The following is a 16,914-nucleotide window of genomic DNA, read 5'->3' on the forward strand; positions in this document are numbered from 1 at the left end:
GACAGCGCTGGAAGGAGCTATTTAAAAAACAATAACTTAGCTTGTTGCACACCGAGACTTCTGGTTAATTAAGTGTAATTACTTGGGGGTCGTTTTAATTCAGCTATACTGAAAGTGCAATTGCATGATATAGCTAGGGATTAAAACTATGCCACATTCAAATGTGCTGATGAACACGGTTACTCTTGCGTTACTTTTTGCTATCTCTTCAGAGGCAAGTGCCAAAGCAGAAAATATCGAAATAATCGAAGTCTATGCACAGAAAAGAAAGCAATCCATTAATGATGTTGCGATTGCCGTCAAACCTATTTTTGGCAGTCTAATCAAAGATGCCGCGGTGAAAGACACAACTGAGCTTGGAAGCCTCGTATCTAATGTAAAAATTAGCCAAAACGCGGCAGAGGGTACACCACCTGCGATAAACATAAGAGGGGTGGGACTGGTTGATTATAACACCGCGAATACTTCTCCCATTGGTTTATATCTTGATGGAATTTCTGTTGGCTCTGCAAATAATCAAATCATTAATCTATTTGATATGGAGCAAATAGAGGTATTGAAAGGGCCACAAGGGACGCTGTTTGGGCGCAACACGACAGGTGGTGCTATTTTGCTAAGGACTAAGCGTCCTGAGGATGGCGATTATGCTTATCTTACCGCCGGGATTGGCTCTGACTCACTTTCAAGTGCCTCGACAGTAATCAATCTGAGTCTTACTAACGATAGTGCGATGAGGTTTGCCGGAAGCCACAAAAAGTACGATTACACCACATACAATCTTGATGATCGCTTTCCTGAAGCTGGTATGGAACAAAATGATGCTCGGTTAAGTTATTTTGGTGAATTTGACGATTTTAGCCTTTTCATAAAGGCTGATTATGGTCATTGGAATGGTTTGGTACAGCCAGTTGGTAACATTGGTATTTACGCAAACCCTGCTGATGGAACGAGATGCGCCTATTCACAGCTTGGCAGCAGTAATTGTGTCGATCTATTTGGCTTTAATAGCGGCAGCGACGATTTTTGGGCTGTAAGAGTAAATAACTATCAGCAACATCACAGCGTGAGTAAAGGGCTCACCGGAGAGTTAACTTATCAACTGGCTGAACAGTCGCAACTTGTATATTTGAGCGCTTTTAATCGGTTGGATCGCATACATGGGTTTAATTGCGATGGTAGTATTTTTTCACTATGCGAGGGAGAGTTAGGGCTAAAAACTGAAAAGTTAACTAATGAACTGCGATATGAGCAAGGCAGTTCACGTGGATTTTTAACGCTGGGTTTATTTCAACTTGAAGAGCGTATTTACCAAGATAACTACAATGATCTTTTACGCGACTTACGAGGAACCGAAAACGGCTCAAGTGCAGCAACTTTCTACTATGATAACGATATAGAGATCTCCTCGCATGCAATTTTTGGTCAGTATGAGTACAGGCTGAGTGAGGAAACCGCGCTATTATTGGGCTTGAGGTATAGTGATGAAAAAGTCGACTACGATACTTTTTCCTACATGAACATCCCATTTGGCGACAACACTGCTGGGATCTTAATTCCTTCATACGACATACAAGGTGAAACATCGGATACCAACCTATCAGGTAAATTCTCCGTGATCCATAAGCTCGAATCAACTAAAAGCTTGTATTATAGCCTTGCAAATGGGGTGAAAAGTGGTGGATACAATGGTGGTTTCTTGGTGTCTCGCTCGGCTGCTTTACGAGCTAGCTACGGACCAGAAAAACTGATTGCGCATGAGCTGGGTGCGAAGTTAATGTTCGAACCGATTAACTTACGCACTAACTTTGCGGCTTTCTATTATGACTATAAAGATCAACAGGTTTTTATGAATCAAGCCTCAGAGATCCCTGGAGCGCCCCCTTATCAACTATTAAAAAACGTGGGCAAGTCGACTATTTATGGAGTTGAGCTAGAAAACACTTGGGGCGTGTCGAAACAAACTCAGGTTTCACTAGATGTTGGTTATATTCCAGAGGCTAACTTTGAAGAATTTGTGGACCCACTCGGAGTTGCCTTAACAGACAATCGGCTCCCTTTCACATCCAAATGGAATATTGCAGGCCATGCTGAGCATAAATTTAGTTGGAACTCTGTCGGAGTAAAAGCGAGAGTTGGCTTTGATTATCAAAGTGAATACTATTTCGATCAAAATGAGTCGCTATACGCCTCTCAGCCGAGTTATATTCTGTGGAATGCTAATTTACAGTTCAAATATGATAAGTGGCAAGTGGGAGTGTGGGGTAAAAACCTTCTTGATAAAGAATATAGTCATTTAATCTTCGACTTAAGTAGCTTTATAGGCATGCTTGAGGATTTTAAAGGGGAAGGAAGAAGAATTGGACTCGATGTTACCTACCACTTTTAAGTTTTAATTCGTGGAAAAATAGTAATTAGATTTTTGAGGTATAAAATTGCGCAAATTAGGTGAAAAGAAAGCTGCTCATAGAAAAGGGATGCCCGTTAGCATGCGCTTTTTATCTATTTTGCTCTGTATTTTTTGGTTTTCGGGAGCCTGTTTTGCTGATCAAAAATCGTTGACGCTTTCACAACCTTGGCATTATCAAAACCTTCACAATATTGGGCGCATCTATGAGGCAACATCTAGCACCCGGTTTCCTCAGAATTGGGATGAGATACAGACTTGGGAATCCACTCAACAACCCTTTGAGAAAAGAGCTTTATTTTCAGGTCGGTATTTTTTAGTGACTAAAGTGAAGAATCAAAGTCCACTTAGTGAGTTTGTGCTATACCCCTACAACACCGTGCTGAGCAAAATTGAGTCTCGGATATACACGCCCCAATCTGTTATCAGTGTATTTTCCGGCGGTGTGGTCGAAAACGAGTTTGCATTTCACTATGGAAACCAAATTCATCTAGAGCCTAACCAAGAATATTATATTATTACTCTATTTGAGAGCGATTTCTTCTATACACCCGTCAAGCTGACTATTGAGCCGCTAAGGGACTTTGAACGCAAAATCGTATATGAAAACTTAATAATGACACTCTGCTTTGGGGTTGGCATTGTGCTGGGGTTATATAATCTACTTATTTATATCGGATCGAAAGATATTACCCACCTTTATTACGCGCTATTTACTTGTGTTTGGGTGTTTGCATGGAGTCATTTTTTTCACGTACCAGACCAATTGTTTGGGTTTTATTCAGCTAATCTTCATTGGTTGGGCTTTGCACTTGCACCGCTTACTAACGCACTGTTTTACATACACCTATTAAAGCTTAAAGATGCCCATCCAAATTATGTTTCAATTTCAATTTGGTTGGGGGTGATAGCTGCATTGGGTTTACCATTTTGCATTCTTTTTCCAGGGTTTGGCTTTATTTGGGCAACCTTAGTGACTGGTCTTGCAATGTGTTTTGGTTTATTTGTTGGGGTAAAGCGGTGGTCTGAAGGGTTTCAACCCGCACGCTATTTTGTTTTTGCTTATGTTGCTATGGCTGTGCCAAATATGATTGGTAATTTTACTAATCTCAGTTTACTTCCTGAGTCATCAAGCAATTTGTATTTGTATGGGCTGATAGGCTCGGCACTAGATGCACTTTTATTGGCTTTTGCCGTTGCTGATAAATTTAGGATCACCAGTGAGGAGAATATTGAGCTAAACAAAAACCTAGAAGCAAAAGTCCTGAAGCGCACTTATGAGTTAGAACAGGCTGCTGCAGAACTTAGAGATGCGAGTGAGGCAAAAAGCCGTTTTCTGGCAAATATGAGCCATGAAATTAGAACTCCTATGACTTCCATTATAGGTTATGCCGATGGCATTATGCTTGGAGATATAAAACCTCATGAGCGGAATCATGCAATATCAGTTATTTTGCAAAACTCGAGACATGTTTTAGGCTTGATAAATGATATTTTAGACATGTCTAAAATTGAAGCGAATRAACTCGAAGTTGAATTGGTTGAATCTAATCTCTTTCAGGCGATTGCACATGTGGACTCTCTACTGGGTAAGCAGATAAGAGATAAAGGGTTGGAATTTGCTCTAAATTATCATTTCCCATTACCTGATTTTGTTGTAATAGACCCTACGCGGTTGCGTCAAATTTTGCTTAATTTAACCTCTAACGCCATGAAGTTTACCACGGTTGGGAAAATCTCAATCGATGTTGCGTGCCAAAATGAAAGGTTACTGATCACGGTGCGTGACACTGGGATAGGAATGACCGCAGATGAACAAAAGGAGTTATTTAGTGCGTTTTACCAAGCTGATTCTTCTACTTCAAGAAAGTATGGAGGAACTGGGCTTGGATTAAACATCTCAAAGAGTCTCGCGAATAAGTTAGATGGAGATATTTTTGTTGAAAGTGAGGTCGGCTCGGGCACAGCATTTACATTGTCGTTAGGGCTATATACGACGGAGAGAACTAGGTGGGTAGAAAGCTTAGCACAAATTGGGGATGTACGAGAGCATATCAAGGTGCCAGAAGAAATTACTCAGGCATTAAAAGGAGAGGTGTTACTCGCGGAGGATAATACCGATAACAGTAAGTTAATCAAACGGATCTTAGAAAGAATGGGATTATCAGTTACTGCTGTGGAAAATGGCCAACTTGCAGTACAAGCGGTGCTGGACAACGAATTTGATCTTATTCTGCTTGATATTCAGATGCCGGTTATGGATGGTGAACAAGCGTTTAGCTTTATTCAAGCGACAGGGTGCAGTACACCAGTGATTGCACTTACCGCCAACACCATGCAGCATGAAATCGATCGTTATTTGAAGCTAGGTTTTAGCGATCACCTTGCAAAGCCAATTGATAGACTTATCTTTAGTCAAAAAATAGCGCACTATCTGGATATTAAAGTAGAAGAAGAGCTTGACCTGCCAGAAGCTGAGTTTAATCAGCTGAAACAACAATATGTATCGGGATTACACGAACAAATCATACAAATTAAGAACCAAGCTAAGTATCAAGATTACGAGGCCTTAGCGAAGACGGTACATGCAATCAAAGGCACGGCTGCCATGTTTGACTGTATTGATATACATAAAATTGCCCATCAACTTGATGAAAAGTTGAAAAATAAACAGTTACAAAATATAGATACTCAGTTACATGATTTGCTAGGTGCGATGACTCGCGCAATTGAATCTGGGAAACAAAAAAGTGAACAAGCGTGAAAGTGCTAGCGCAGTGGCTGGAGCGCATTTAGCTGAGATGAACTTATGATTGGAAAATCGCGTCTAAGTTTGTAACTGGCATAAAGGTTAGAAAAAATAGTCGTTTTAGATAGCCGATCAAGGTGTGCAATAAATAGTTGAGCACTGTGCCTTTGTCCTGAAGGGTGTGTCATTTTGCAGCAGCGTTGGAATTGTGCAATCAAAGTTCTGACAGACTCTGATTTCCCCTTTGTAGATAGTGCCAAATCTGCCTCTATAAAAAAGGCGACTCCACTCCAGTACACTCGCTGCTGCGCGTTCAAAGACCACATGTTTTCGCTGACAGATGATAAAGTGCCCGGTACCGCCTTGGTATTGTCTCTGCCACGCTTTAATCCCGAGCGTAGTCGTAAGTTAAATTCATCGATGTCAAACACAGCATTGTCAAGCATGATGATATTTTGTAGGTAAGTGGCTAACCCTTCGGCTAGCCAAAAGTCAGGATAATCTAGTAATGGATGATAGAGGTGGGCAACTTCATGATAAATAGTCCAATCTTTAAGTAATACCTCACTAGAAGTGAAACGTTTAACATGTAACTCCACTGAGTCATATTCCCCTCGCTTTATTGCCCCCCAAGGTACTGGCTCGGAAGCTAAGAAAACAGGCTCAACCGTAATGTTGAGTTTGGTTTGCTGCAAAGCGCCCAATGTCTTTTCAGTGGCCTCTATACTGTGCGAAACCCAAGTGTTGATGTGCTTCTGATCTGTATTACTTACCCAGCTTGAATACATTAATTCAATGTGTGTTGCACCTACATTATTTGTAATGCAGGCCAGCGCAAATAAAATATAAAATCTCATGTTTATCGCTTTTTGGTTAGCACTAACGCACAGGCTCACTTGAATAGTTCAGTTGAGATTATCTCAACTGAACTGAACAGTCTATTGTGTAAAACTATACAAAACATCAACCAAGGAAATTTAATGAAATTAGTTATACTCATGGTTAGTACTGCTGCCTTATCAAACCCATTACTTGGGACGTGGGAATTTGTCGAAGGGGAATATGCAACGCCAAATGGCCGTATCACCGCAAAAGCTCCCGAACTAACATCGATCAAACTTATCACAGAAACTCATCATAGTTATATCACTCAAAGTCGAGGCGAGTTTAAGTATGCGGGGGGTGGTAGCTATAAGCTAGAAGGCGATCAATTTATTGAAACGTACGAGTATGGGAATATTCCTTCTTTACTAGGAAGAACTATGTMATTCAACTATAAAGTTGATGGGAAACTGTGGCATCATGAGCTTTATGAAGATGGTAAGTTTGTTGAAAGGGAAGTATGGAAAAAAGTCGATTGATCCCAGCTAAGATGCKTTACATTTGTCACGCATCTTCCAAATTTCAAAATAAGTACACGGATACACCAGCTCCCATGGGCACTCAAGTTTTAATCAAAGTACATGCTTTTGGTGTTAATCGTGCCGATATTCTTCAACGTCAAGGTAAATATCCGCCACCTCAAGGGGATAGCGAAATATTAGGCTTGGAGGCGTCAGGTGTTGTAGTTAAAGTTGCTGATCGGGCACTTGAACACCTGTTGGGGAAAGATGTCTTTTGTTTAACCTCAGGTGGTGCTTATGCAGAATATGTGGTTGCGGAGGCCGCTTTACTTATCCCTGTCCCCTCAGGTATGTGTCATAGCTATAGTGCAGGACTCGCTGAGATATACCTGACGGCATTTGATGCGCTAATAAGAGTAGGTCAATTAAAAGCAGATGATGTGCTGCTTTGCCATGGTGGAGCATCTGGAGTTGGCAGTGCAGCCATTCGGATCGCCAAACATATTGGTGCTACAGTGGTAACTACCCAAAGCAGTGAAGAGAAAGCCCAGTATGCTATCTCCTTAGGTGCAGATCATACGATTAACTATTCTGAGTCTGACTTTGCTGAAGAAATGAAAAAACGTAATTTAAAGGCAAACGTAATACTAGACCCTGTAGCTGGTGATTATCTTAAAGCCAACCTAAAAGTTGCTGCAATGGACTGCCGTTGTATCTTATTGGCAATGCTGGGTGGAAGATACGCAGAGCTCGATTTCGCAAAAGTGTTAGCAAAGAGATTTAATCTACACGGTAGCACACTTCGAAACCGTTCAATCGCATACAAAACAGAATTAGTTGCGAGTTTTGCTTCTATGTTTAGCAGTCGACTTGCAGAGCCTGAGATGCAGATCCCGATATACAAAACGCTACACTGGGATGATATTGACCAAGCACATGAGCTTTTAGAGCAAAATCTGAATCGAGGTAAAGTCGTTGTAAGAGTATGCTAATACCAATCAGCTTTTATTGTATAGCCAAAGCGCGGGTTAGTTAACTTGGGAGCCGATACCACTGAGTAAATTGGTTTCTTAGTTTGCTTGCCCGCCATATTTGGTCCATCTTGGCGGGTAGAGCAAGTAGCGCCAGAAAAAATAAACAAGTGAGCAGATCCCAATACCAATATGCTAATGTATATGGCTGGCTGAAAGGCTGTAAAAAGTAAATAACAATGGTATGAAAACTAAAGACGGGTAGGGCATGTTGCCCTAAAAAAACTGGATATTTCAACGTAAAGACAAAAGGGACACTACGCATTAACAACATAAAGAGATAGATGACAAGCAATAAGTTGAACTGGTATACGAGCGAAGCGCTGCCGCTACCATAGACGTACGGCTGCATTAACTCAGGAGCCGTGTGTTTAATTAAAACTATACCTCCGAGCAGTGAAAGTAAAAAAACTTTAATGCTCAAGGGAAAGCTAAACTTTATATTCTTATCATATTTTAAGTAGCTAAGGAGGACACCCATATAAAAATAAATTTGCCATGAAAAGGGGTTAAAGTAGCTAACATTCGCTGATATATCTAAACCTAATAGGCCAAGCAACGGTGTAAACCACTGCACAGTTACAAATTGAGACACCAACCAAATAAAGACGGAGATGGCTGCAACCCTAGTCGCATTCCCTCGTTTGATGGCACTAATAGCAAAAGGAAGTAAGATCATAGGGACTAAATACAATACTAGAATATCGTGGTAGCCCGGTTGCTCTAACAATAGCAAGGCTAAAAAATAGCTCTGCGTGGGGCTGACAAACCAGTTCGCTGCGTTAAAAAATCCTGACCATTGTGATACGTATATCGGCAATATTCCGACTAACGTAAAGGTTAACGTGATAGCTAATATATGAAAGCTATAGATAGTCCAACAACGCCGCCAAATTTTAGTCTTGAGTTTGGCACTGTCTTCGCTGTATCGTGAGTAAACCAAGTAAGCAATAAAGCCTGACAAGAAAACAAATCCTTCGGCTGCAGACACAAGTCCTAATGGTGCTCGGGTGATCTGTGGAATGAAATTACCATATAAATGATTACAGGTAATAATGATAAGAAGCCAACCCCTTAACCCATCATACACTATATACCTATCCATTTATTTTTCTTTCCTTGAAGTGCCTAGCGATGTTATATCGACTTCTTAATTAAAAAATTGGTATTATACCAATTTGACTTAATACTTGCTCAATTTGAAGGAGTAAATCTGACGCTAACAGCGTTAAAAATTTCTTATTTAGAACAACTAAATAGCAAAATTTTTGCCTGGTTATCGACAAGATTTTCTCGCCTCAAAATAGACCACTTAATTAGATAAGGAAGGATTGAATATATTAAGACTTATTGAGTTTTGGTACAACCGAGTGGATTCGAACCACCGACCCCTACCATGTCAAGGTAGTGCTCTAACCAACTGAGCTACGGTTGTACAATTTTTTGAGGTGTTTTTGGTACGACCGAGTGGATTCGAACCACCGACCCCCACCATGTCAAGGTGGTGCTCTAACCAACTGAGCTACGGTCGTACTGACGTTTATCAGGGGAATCCCTGTCAACGCGTTGTAATATATAGTGACTGAGCGGTTGGATCAAGCGCCTTTCCTAATTTTTTGATTGTTTGCCTTTTTTTTGCTCATGATGGTGTTATTTCACACAGTTTATAAAAGTTTTGCCACCAAATGACGTGCGCTTTAGCAGAAGCTTTGAGTTCGTCTAAATGCGATTGCAGCATGAGCGGATCAGAAATGCCATGTTTTTCAAACACTATCTGAATAGGTTGCCAGTCTCGGATGAGCTGCTGCGTTATTGATGTTAACATTGCTTGATATGGCTGTATATCGTTCAGGTAGTACTTAGAGAAAACATTACTAATAATGTGTGCCTGTTTTCTGTTACTCCCTTTGCGACACACACCTTCTTCTAGCTTGAGGTTTTTCATTTGTAAAGTGGCAGCGGTATTAAACTGTGTTTGTTTACGTAAACTGGTCAAAAGTGATGATATAAATCGGTGAGATAATGTTTTTAATGCAGGCGTTATGGTGGTTGCTGCAATCTGATCGGGATCATTTATATTGACAGCCACATCAGCGAGTATATTAACAGCCGCTAATGTGTCGCCCATTAGTGCGGTTGGTTCTGGTGGGATCTCTGAGGTAGTTAATAACCCAAGACTTGCGAGCTCTTTTTCATTAGTCATCATATGTAGAAAAAACAAAGGCAGTTGCGTTCGCTTTTCTGCCAGAGCTTGGGTCAAGATTTGGCTGAGTTCTTTTTTGGTTTTGGGATGAGTAATGCAGTCGGGAGCATGCTGAAGGAACTCAATGGTATACTTTAATCGCTCACTCGGATAACTTACTTTCCCTAATTGGTTGTTCTGAGCTGCAATTAAGTTCGTTATTTTACAATGCCCAGTTTGGGCAATATCTAAAATAGAAATGCTCAGCTCGCTTTGCGGCTGAGATACTGTTTGTATGTCAATGTTATGAAGTGGTTGAGGCTTAACCACTTCAATATCACTGGCTGAAGCAAGTCTACTTTGATAATCTGCGAACGTATCCGACGGCTGCTTTGAGCAAGCAGTCACAAGTAATATGATAATTAGACTAAGTATATGCTTTGCTAATTTCAAAATTCACCCTCTTATTCACGCATGTCACCAGCAACACCGCTGCGGTACTCAACCCGATTATGATACCAATCCAAAACCCTTGTGGCCCCATCGCTGTTGTGATCCAGTCTGTCTTTGCCAATATGTACCCCAGAGAAAATCCAATTAACCAATAAGATATAAATGTTACCCACGATATTGGTTTGGTGTATTTTAACCCCCTTAACACGCCGTTTGCAGAGACTTGTAACGCGTCTGGTAATTGATACAAACAGGCTAAAACCATAATACTGGTCGCAAGTGCAGCAACTTCCTCATTTTTCGTATATAGCCACACAATACTATCTCTACTTATATACGTTACCACCGCGACAAATAGTGCAATTAAGATTGCCAAAGTAAAGGCTGTTTTTATTGCAACCCGAAGGTTGGCTGTTGCCCCTTGTCCAGTTAAATTTCCAATACGTATAGCGATAGCCATAGATAAACTAAGAGGCATCATGAACAACATGGTGGTTACACTTGCTGCAATCTGGTGACCGGAGACAGCTATTGAGCCTAAATCCGCAATAAATAAAGGAATACAAGCGAACAGCGTGACCTCAAAAAACGTTGCTAGGGCAATGGGAAAACCAAGTGCGGCAATATACTTCATGACCGATAGGTTTGGCTTGGAAAACCCAGTAATCAGAGCCTTACCTGGAATATGTTTACTTTTTAGGCTGTAAAGCCACTGTACGATTGCCATAGACCAAAGCACAATTGTGGTGGCTAAACCACACCCAGCGCTACCGAGGGCTGGCGCGCCAAATTTTCCGTAAATAAAGATGTAGTTCGCAATGATGTTGATACCAAGCCCCACGACACTGATATAGAATGCAGGTTTGGTCTGTCCTACACCTTCTGTTACGTTGCGATAAACTGTGAATATTAAAAAGCCTAAGAGTCCCCATTTWACAAAATCGATGTAACCTTGTGCGAGACCTTGCACGTTGTCACTAGCACCGATGTTGCTAAAAACAACTGGCGTATAATTAGCAATTAAGATCCCGATAGAAAACAGCCCTAAAGATAAATACATACTTTGCTGAAAAAACTGTTTTATGCCAGCTTGGTCATTAGCACCATGACAGTGTGCCACTATGCTCGTTAATGCCAGCAAAATACCTTGCAAACTGAATATTAAAGGGTTCCAAACACCCGTCGCTATGGAAAGAGCGGCGAGGTCTTCAGCGCTTACCTGGCCTGCCATCATAGTATCTACAACGGTCATGAGTACTAAAGTTACTTGTGCAAGAAAAACGGGGGTAGCCAACTGTAACAAACGTCTAGCTTCCCAAGTTGAGAAATTCATGATGCGGTACTGCTTGAGGAATAAAACGTTATTTTATTTTAGCAAAAGACATATAGCAAAACTTTGCGGTTTAATACATGCGGTTTATATCCGARGGCGTAATTGTTTTCTAGTCTGGGCTGCGATCCAAGTTAAACTAACTGGAGGTAAAATATCATGTGGATATTGAGTACACCTTTTCAGTTGATTTAGTTACAATCCAGTTTCTGAAATCATGAGGGTAGATATGTTTACTGGAATTGTTCAAACCAAAGCGACAGTTGTATCAGCCAAACGAGAAGCAAACCTAGTCAGGCTAGTGGTGTCTGTTGGCAGCAAATATTTAGATAAACTCACATTAGGTGCAAGTATTGCGATTAATGGATGTTGCCTCACCGTAGTGCACTTTGAACGATTAGACAATGATGTGGTCGGTCAGGTTAGCTTCGATGTGATTGATGAAACGTTAACGTTAACAAACCTAGGCAATATTACGCGAGGAGAGCAGGTTAATTTCGAGCGCTCGATGACATTTGGCACAGAGCTTGGCGGACATATTATCTCAGGGCACATTCAAACTTCTGGCCATATTAGCGTGATTAAACGCAGTGCTGGCAATGTAAAAATGCACATTGCTCTACCGCAAGCATGGCTAAAATATGTTATGTATAAAGGCTTTATTGCAGTAAATGGGGCGAGCCTTACGGTAGGGGAAGTGGACAAAAATGGCTTTTGGCTTCACCTAATACCAGAAACATTGGCGCTAACCAATTTAGGTATTTGTAGTGAGAATGATACTGTTAATATTGAGGTCGACCAGCAAACCTACACGATAATAAATACCGTAGAAAATTACATGAAAAAGCAGTCCTTGCTGGAGCATGTTAGCGATTAAATGGTGTCGTGGGTGCTTCGCTTTTTTGACTTTTGCTGACGATAAGAAACCAACTAGGCTTTATACTTGCTCAATATCAAGGAATGAATCTGACGCGGATTGCGTTAAACATTTATTTAACCAGAAGTTTGGAGAAGGAGTACTCTACCTCTTTACTGTCAGGGCACAATTTGCTTTACCTTCTTATCTAGCCCGAGAGTTTTAGGGACAGCTGTATTGTCGACAAGACTTTCTCGCTTCAAAACAGAAATCTTAAGTAAGCTAGTCAGTATCTTTGAGCCTACACTTAAAGTTACTCAGAATATTTGCTCATCGTCGCTATCAACTCTTAACTCAAGTTTGTTATGCAAATGATCGAGATGCATATTTAGATGTATTGGGCTACAGCATGCCGCGCAGTCCTCATAGTAGTCTTGATCACCTTCACTGGTATCTAGGCTAACGAAAATATGGTGCCCGCAGTGCGGGCATTCGATACGTTGCTGGTATAGATTTTTCATTGGCCCCCCACAAATATTGGCCAAGATGTACTCCAGCTAATTATAGTTCATTATGACGAAAATATGGCAATTACTTGAGTATTGCATTTACCTGCTCTGCGGCATCCCGTAGGTATTTGCCAGCAAATAGGTTAGCTTGAACTAACAGCGGGTATAGCCTATAAATTGCTAACCTTTGCGACGCATTGTCAGCAAGTGGGTAGATTGAACTATAACCTTGATAAAATGCCTCTGGGAGTGGGGCAAATAAAGAAGCGGTAGCGATATCGACCTCCCTATCCCCATAGTAGCAAGCCGGTGAGAACAACACTGGCTTGCGCTCACTGAAACCAATGTTGCCATGCCAAAAGTTACCATGAACTAATGAGGGCGCGACATGATGTGGCAATAACGGTTTGAGGTGCTCTACAAACGTATCTATATCGGTCAATACAACGCCTTTTTCAGCGAGTAATTGAAGCTGCCAGCCGATTCTTTCCTCGGCGAAAAATACCTCCCATTTTTTGTGCCACTGATTTGGTTGAGGTAGCTCATGGATATAGTTGTCTTCTTCCAGTCCATACATCTCCTGCTCGTGACGTTGATGAAGTTTTGCAAGGTTTTCACCGCATTCAAGCCAATTTTCGTTACGATGATCAAGTTCCAGCCACTCTAATACCAAAAAGCAAAATTCTACACTGGTACCGAGGGTAATGGTGTCTGCGATTAAAAAGTCCGAATCGCGAATGAGCTTCTCTCTGTTGTTTACTTCACACTCAAAACGCTCAAGCGCTTGTATGGGAGCCACCTTCACCAGAAATTGATGATGCTGGTTAGAAATTTTGTATAGCTTTTTAGAGCCATAGCTTTTAAGTGTCTGTTTTGAAGACAGTTCAAATGTTTCATGAAGAGATTCAGAGATTTGTTGGTTGACCTTGTTCCACATAAGTAAGATCCAACAGAGCCACTTACTTTAAAATATGGTTGAAATTCTCAAGATCACAAATACTTGAGGCTTTTTTATAAAAAAAATAGAATATCGGTCAAGCGATTTTATCCAAAGGAAGTACATTGAATAAAAATATCATTACCAATTTGATTGCGGCGGTCATCACAGTATGCGGCCTGGTGTGGCAGCAGGATGTGGTGTTTTCAATAGGGCTATTTGCGTTATCAGGAGCGATGACAAATTGGTTGGCGATACATATGTTATTCGAAAAGGTACCATTCCTATACGGATCGGGGATTATCACGATAAAGTTTGAGTCGTTTAAAGCATCTATTCGAGAACTTATTTTGAGTGAGTTTTTCAGTAAAGAAAAGTTAGAAAAATTTTTAAGTAATGAACATCCCAAATTCGATTTAACTCCAATAGCGAACAAAGTTGACCTAAACCCTGCATTCGACAGATTACTCAACGTGATAGAGGCCTCTCAATTTGGTGCAATGTTACAGATGTTCGGTGGTACAGAAGCCGTCCAGCCACTGAGGGAACCATTTATTGAGAAAATGCGCGTCGCTATTATTGAGCTTGGTGAACAACCCGAGTTTGACGCTGCTGTTAGCGAAGCCTTGAGTGCTGGACTAATGGGAGATGACATTCACAAGACGATTGAAACGGCAGTAGATGAACGATTGAACGAACTGACTCCCAAGATGGTGAAGGAGATTATACAAAATATGATTAAAACACACTTGGGCTGGCTCGTAGTTTGGGGTGGTGTTTTCGGTGGATCGTTTGGTTTACTAACGGCGTTAGTTTGACCTATTCAATGGGTTAATGCTCAAGTCATCGCAGTTTTCTGGGGATAATGATAAAGGCGTAGTCAGGGTATCTACGCCTTGGATACTAATTGCTAACTTAGGGTCGCCGGCTTAGTGATTACCTTGAGCCGGAGACATGTATGGTTTTGTCAGAGACTTTTGCAATGTCTTTGATGCTCGTTTTTACATTTTCATCAGCACCTAAATACTTTGCCACAGTATTGAAGCCATAGGTGGCTGCAAATTCGCCGACAGGAAGATCGTTACAGTGTAGCTTGTCTTCAATGATCCGCTTATCTAAACGGCTACTTTTTAGTGTGTTATGTAGATGTAGCTTGTTATCTTTTACAACAGACATACATACTTTGGTGGCGACCGAGTCATCTGCTGGACTGAAAGTAGCTGCTGACGCGCTAGCGGCAGCAAAAAGTGAAGTAAGACATACTAAATTGAACAGTTTCATGATTAGCTCCTTGGCTATCTCTTGGACACCTAGTTAGTATTGCCAAAGATCCTCATGAATGCTGTAAATCAAGTAATTCGGAATGTAATAGAGTATTACAAGTGTGTATTTGTTTTTTACTTCCCTGTTTTAAAAGGTGTTTTTTTCTCCACTTCGTCATATTTGGAAAAGTTTTTTTTATCAAAATAGGAGTATTTACATTTAATTAATGCGGCATCTCACAAAAGCATGCGATTTTTTAACCAATGGACGGAAGTATGTCAAAACGTGTCAATACTGACGTTAATTTACATTCCAGATCAATGGTTAGGTTTTGTCTCTCCCGAATGTCAAAACATAAGTTATAATAAGGGGCGTTCGTCGTAATTACTTGTCACTAAAGCGCATAATTGCGTAAATTAGTGGTGTACAAGTTAAAGTCACAAAAAAACAATAGAGATGACAAAAATGGTTAAATATACTCCCTCCATAGTTGTAGCTGGTATTGCCGCTGCGCTGATGGGTTGTCAGGACAACGGCCCTCAGAAAGAAAAAGTAACAATAGAAAAAAATCCCTATCCGAGCACGTATAAAGCAGTACCTTCGCGATCCACTTTAATTACTAATGCAACTGTATTAACGGGAACTGGTGATAAGATTGAGCAAGGTGATGTGTTTATTGTTGACGGGAAAATTCAACAAGTTGGCAAAGATTTGTCCGTCACAGCTGATACCACAATAGATGCACAAGGTAAGTGGGTCACACCCGGCATTATTGACGTGCATTCACACCTTGGTGCTTACCCTAGTCCAAGTGTAGAGTCGCACAGTGATGGTAACGAGGTAGTCAACCCAAATACTTCACAAGTTTGGGTCGAACATTCTGTTTGGCCTCAAGACCCTGGGTTCAACCGAGCACGGGAAGGGGGGATCACTACATTACAGATCTTACCAGGCTCTGCCAATTTATTTGGGGGTAGAGGGGTTACATTAAAAAATGTGCCGGCACCAACTATGCAAGCGATGAAGTTTCCAGATGCACCTTACGGCCTCAAAATGGCATGTGGTGAAAACCCTAAGCGCGTATATGGCTCTAAGGGTGTAGCACCGTATACTCGTATGGGGAATATGGCTGGCTATCGAGAAGCGTGGATTGAAGCTGGTGAATACAAGCGCGCTTGGGAACAATATGAAGCAGAATATGCCGCTGGCTTAAATCCAGATGCACCAAAACGTGATATCAAACTTGATACCTTACGTGGAGTGTTAGATGGCGAGATTTTAATTCATAACCATTGTTATAAAGCTGAAGAAATGGCCATGATGATCGACTTGTCTAAAGAGTTTGGTTATCACGCTGGGACATTCCATCACGGTATTGAAGCATATAAAGTTGCAGATCTTTTGGCTGAAAATGGTAACTGTGCGGCACTTTGGCCAGATTGGTGGGGCTTCAAAATGGAAGCGTACGATATGGTTCAGGAGAATGTCGCCATTGTCGATGCAGTGAAAAACTCCTGTGCAGTGGTTCACTCAGATTCAGGTACAACTATCCAGCGCCTGAATCATGAAGCCTCAAAAGTGATGAATACAGCTAATCAGTCAGGCTTCAATATTAGTGAGCAACATGCTATCAAATGGATCACTGCCAATGCAGCAAAATCTCTTGGGATCCAAGACAAAACTGGATCGCTTGAGCAGGGTAAGCAGGCCGATGTGGTGATCTGGAACACGAATCCTTTTAGTGTTTATTCTCAAGCAGAGCAGGTATTTATAGATGGTGGCAAAGTTTATGACCGCAACGATGAAAAATACCAAGCAGTTAGTGACTTTATGTTAGGTCAAAAGTAAGGAGTTGAT

General features: G+C 41.1%; 14 protein-coding genes and 2 tRNA genes. 7 read left to right on the forward strand and 9 right to left on the reverse strand.

Annotated features, from left to right (window positions below; all coding sequences use genetic code 11):
* Window positions 1-148 precede the first annotated feature (148 nt).
* A complete protein-coding gene (locus EAG18_RS12365) occupies window positions 149-2,386 on the forward strand; it encodes a TonB-dependent receptor (protein ID WP_125252696.1) in 2,238 nt (745 codons plus the stop codon).
* A 100-nt stretch (window positions 2,387-2,486) separates the two neighbouring features.
* Window positions 2,487-5,168: a 7TM diverse intracellular signaling domain-containing protein gene (locus tag EAG18_RS12370; protein WP_125252770.1), complete on the forward strand. Its 2,682-nt coding sequence runs from the start codon at window positions 2,487-2,489 to the stop codon at window positions 5,166-5,168.
* A 5-nt stretch (window positions 5,169-5,173) separates the two neighbouring features.
* Here EAG18_RS12370 and EAG18_RS12375 read toward each other — a convergent pair whose 3' ends face one another.
* A complete protein-coding gene (locus EAG18_RS12375) occupies window positions 5,174-6,010 on the reverse strand; it encodes a hypothetical protein (RefSeq protein ID WP_125252697.1) in 837 nt (278 codons plus the stop codon).
* Between the two features lie 123 nt (window positions 6,011-6,133).
* Between EAG18_RS12375 and EAG18_RS12380 the strand changes: the two genes are divergently transcribed.
* Window positions 6,134-6,514 carry a hypothetical protein gene (locus EAG18_RS12380; protein WP_125252698.1) on the forward strand — a complete coding sequence of 127 codons (381 nt, stop codon included), beginning with the start codon at window positions 6,134-6,136 and terminating at the stop codon, window positions 6,512-6,514.
* Window positions 6,496-7,488: an NAD(P)H-quinone oxidoreductase gene (locus EAG18_RS12385; RefSeq protein WP_125252699.1), complete on the forward strand. Its 993-nt coding sequence runs from the start codon at window positions 6,496-6,498 to the stop codon at window positions 7,486-7,488. Before EAG18_RS12380 ends, EAG18_RS12385 begins: the two co-directional genes overlap by 19 nt.
* A 40-nt stretch (window positions 7,489-7,528) precedes the next feature.
* Here EAG18_RS12385 and opgC read toward each other — a convergent pair whose 3' ends face one another.
* The 5 genes from opgC to EAG18_RS12410 all read right to left on the reverse strand — a co-directional run bounded on the left by opgC (window position 7,529) and on the right by EAG18_RS12410 (window position 11,495).
* Complete coding sequence (gene opgC, locus EAG18_RS12390; protein WP_125252700.1) at window positions 7,529-8,632, reverse strand: OpgC domain-containing protein; 1,104 nt, start codon at window positions 8,630-8,632, stop codon at window positions 7,529-7,531.
* A 253-nt stretch (window positions 8,633-8,885) separates the two neighbouring features.
* A tRNA-Val gene (locus tag EAG18_RS12395) sits at window positions 8,886-8,962 on the reverse strand.
* 20 nt (window positions 8,963-8,982) lie between these two features.
* A tRNA-Val gene (locus EAG18_RS12400) sits at window positions 8,983-9,059 on the reverse strand.
* A 107-nt stretch (window positions 9,060-9,166) separates the two neighbouring features.
* On the reverse strand, window positions 9,167-10,162 hold the full coding sequence (locus EAG18_RS12405; RefSeq protein ID WP_125252701.1) for a DUF3080 family protein: 996 nt from the start codon (window positions 10,160-10,162) through the stop codon (window positions 9,167-9,169).
* Window positions 10,137-11,495: an MATE family efflux transporter gene (locus EAG18_RS12410; protein ID WP_125252702.1), complete on the reverse strand. Its 1,359-nt coding sequence runs from the start codon at window positions 11,493-11,495 to the stop codon at window positions 10,137-10,139. Before EAG18_RS12410 ends, EAG18_RS12405 begins: the two co-directional genes overlap by 26 nt.
* 226 nt (window positions 11,496-11,721) lie before the next feature.
* Between EAG18_RS12410 and EAG18_RS12415 the strand changes: the two genes are divergently transcribed.
* Window positions 11,722-12,369, forward strand: a complete 648-nt coding sequence (locus tag EAG18_RS12415; RefSeq protein WP_125252703.1) for a riboflavin synthase subunit alpha — start codon at window positions 11,722-11,724, stop codon at window positions 12,367-12,369.
* A gap of 296 nt (window positions 12,370-12,665) precedes the next feature.
* On the opposite strand, the gene EAG18_RS12420 is transcribed toward EAG18_RS12415, so the two are convergent.
* Both EAG18_RS12420 and EAG18_RS12425 read right to left on the reverse strand, forming a co-directional pair.
* Window positions 12,666-12,869 carry a CPXCG motif-containing cysteine-rich protein gene (locus EAG18_RS12420; RefSeq protein WP_125252704.1) on the reverse strand — a complete coding sequence of 68 codons (204 nt, stop codon included), beginning with the start codon at window positions 12,867-12,869 and terminating at the stop codon, window positions 12,666-12,668.
* A gap of 70 nt (window positions 12,870-12,939) precedes the next feature.
* Window positions 12,940-13,794, reverse strand: coding sequence for a fructosamine kinase family protein (locus EAG18_RS12425; protein ID WP_125252705.1), 855 nt, complete (start codon window positions 13,792-13,794; stop codon window positions 12,940-12,942).
* Window positions 13,795-13,919: 125 nt separating this feature from the next.
* Here EAG18_RS12425 and EAG18_RS12430 point away from each other — a divergent pair, with 125 nt between their 5' ends.
* A complete protein-coding gene (locus EAG18_RS12430; protein WP_125252706.1) occupies window positions 13,920-14,612 on the forward strand; it encodes a DUF445 domain-containing protein in 693 nt (230 codons plus the stop codon).
* Window positions 14,613-14,730: 118 nt separating this feature from the next.
* Here the strand turns inward: EAG18_RS12430 and EAG18_RS12435 are convergent, their stop codons facing one another.
* Window positions 14,731-15,075, reverse strand: a complete 345-nt coding sequence (locus tag EAG18_RS12435) for a DUF3718 domain-containing protein (RefSeq protein WP_125252707.1) — start codon at window positions 15,073-15,075, stop codon at window positions 14,731-14,733.
* Window positions 15,076-15,522: 447 nt separating this feature from the next.
* On the opposite strand from EAG18_RS12435, the gene EAG18_RS12440 reads away from it, so the two are divergent.
* Window positions 15,523-16,905 (forward strand): amidohydrolase, encoded by a 1,383-nt coding sequence (locus EAG18_RS12440; protein ID WP_125252708.1) that lies wholly within the window; start codon window positions 15,523-15,525, stop codon window positions 16,903-16,905.
* Window positions 16,906-16,914: the final 9 nt, after the last annotated feature.

Source organism: Pseudoalteromonas sp. J010 (assembly GCF_003934235.1).
Lineage (GTDB): Bacteria > Pseudomonadota > Gammaproteobacteria > Enterobacterales > Alteromonadaceae > Pseudoalteromonas > Pseudoalteromonas peptidolytica.

What these genes read in the sequence shown, in the direction of transcription:
- EAG18_RS12365 (WP_125252696.1), top strand. Translation starts at nt 149, where the DNA reads ATGCCACATTCAAATGTGCTGATGAACACGGTTACTCTTGCGTTACTT.
- EAG18_RS12440 (WP_125252708.1), top strand. Translation starts at nt 15,523, where the DNA reads ATGGTTAAATATACTCCCTCCATAGTTGTAGCTGGTATTGCCGCTGCG.
- EAG18_RS12420 (WP_125252704.1), bottom strand. Translation starts at nt 12,869, where the DNA reads ATGAAAAATCTATACCAGCAACGTATCGAATGCCCGCACTGCGGGCAC.
- opgC (WP_125252700.1), bottom strand. Translation starts at nt 8,632, where the DNA reads ATGGATAGGTATATAGTGTATGATGGGTTAAGGGGTTGGCTTCTTATC.
- EAG18_RS12415 (WP_125252703.1), top strand. Translation starts at nt 11,722, where the DNA reads ATGTTTACTGGAATTGTTCAAACCAAAGCGACAGTTGTATCAGCCAAA.
- EAG18_RS12375 (WP_125252697.1), bottom strand. Translation starts at nt 6,010, where the DNA reads ATGAGATTTTATATTTTATTTGCGCTGGCCTGCATTACAAATAATGTA.
- EAG18_RS12435 (WP_125252707.1), bottom strand. Translation starts at nt 15,075, where the DNA reads ATGAAACTGTTCAATTTAGTATGTCTTACTTCACTTTTTGCTGCCGCT.
- EAG18_RS12425 (WP_125252705.1), bottom strand. Translation starts at nt 13,794, where the DNA reads ATGTGGAACAAGGTCAACCAACAAATCTCTGAATCTCTTCATGAAACA.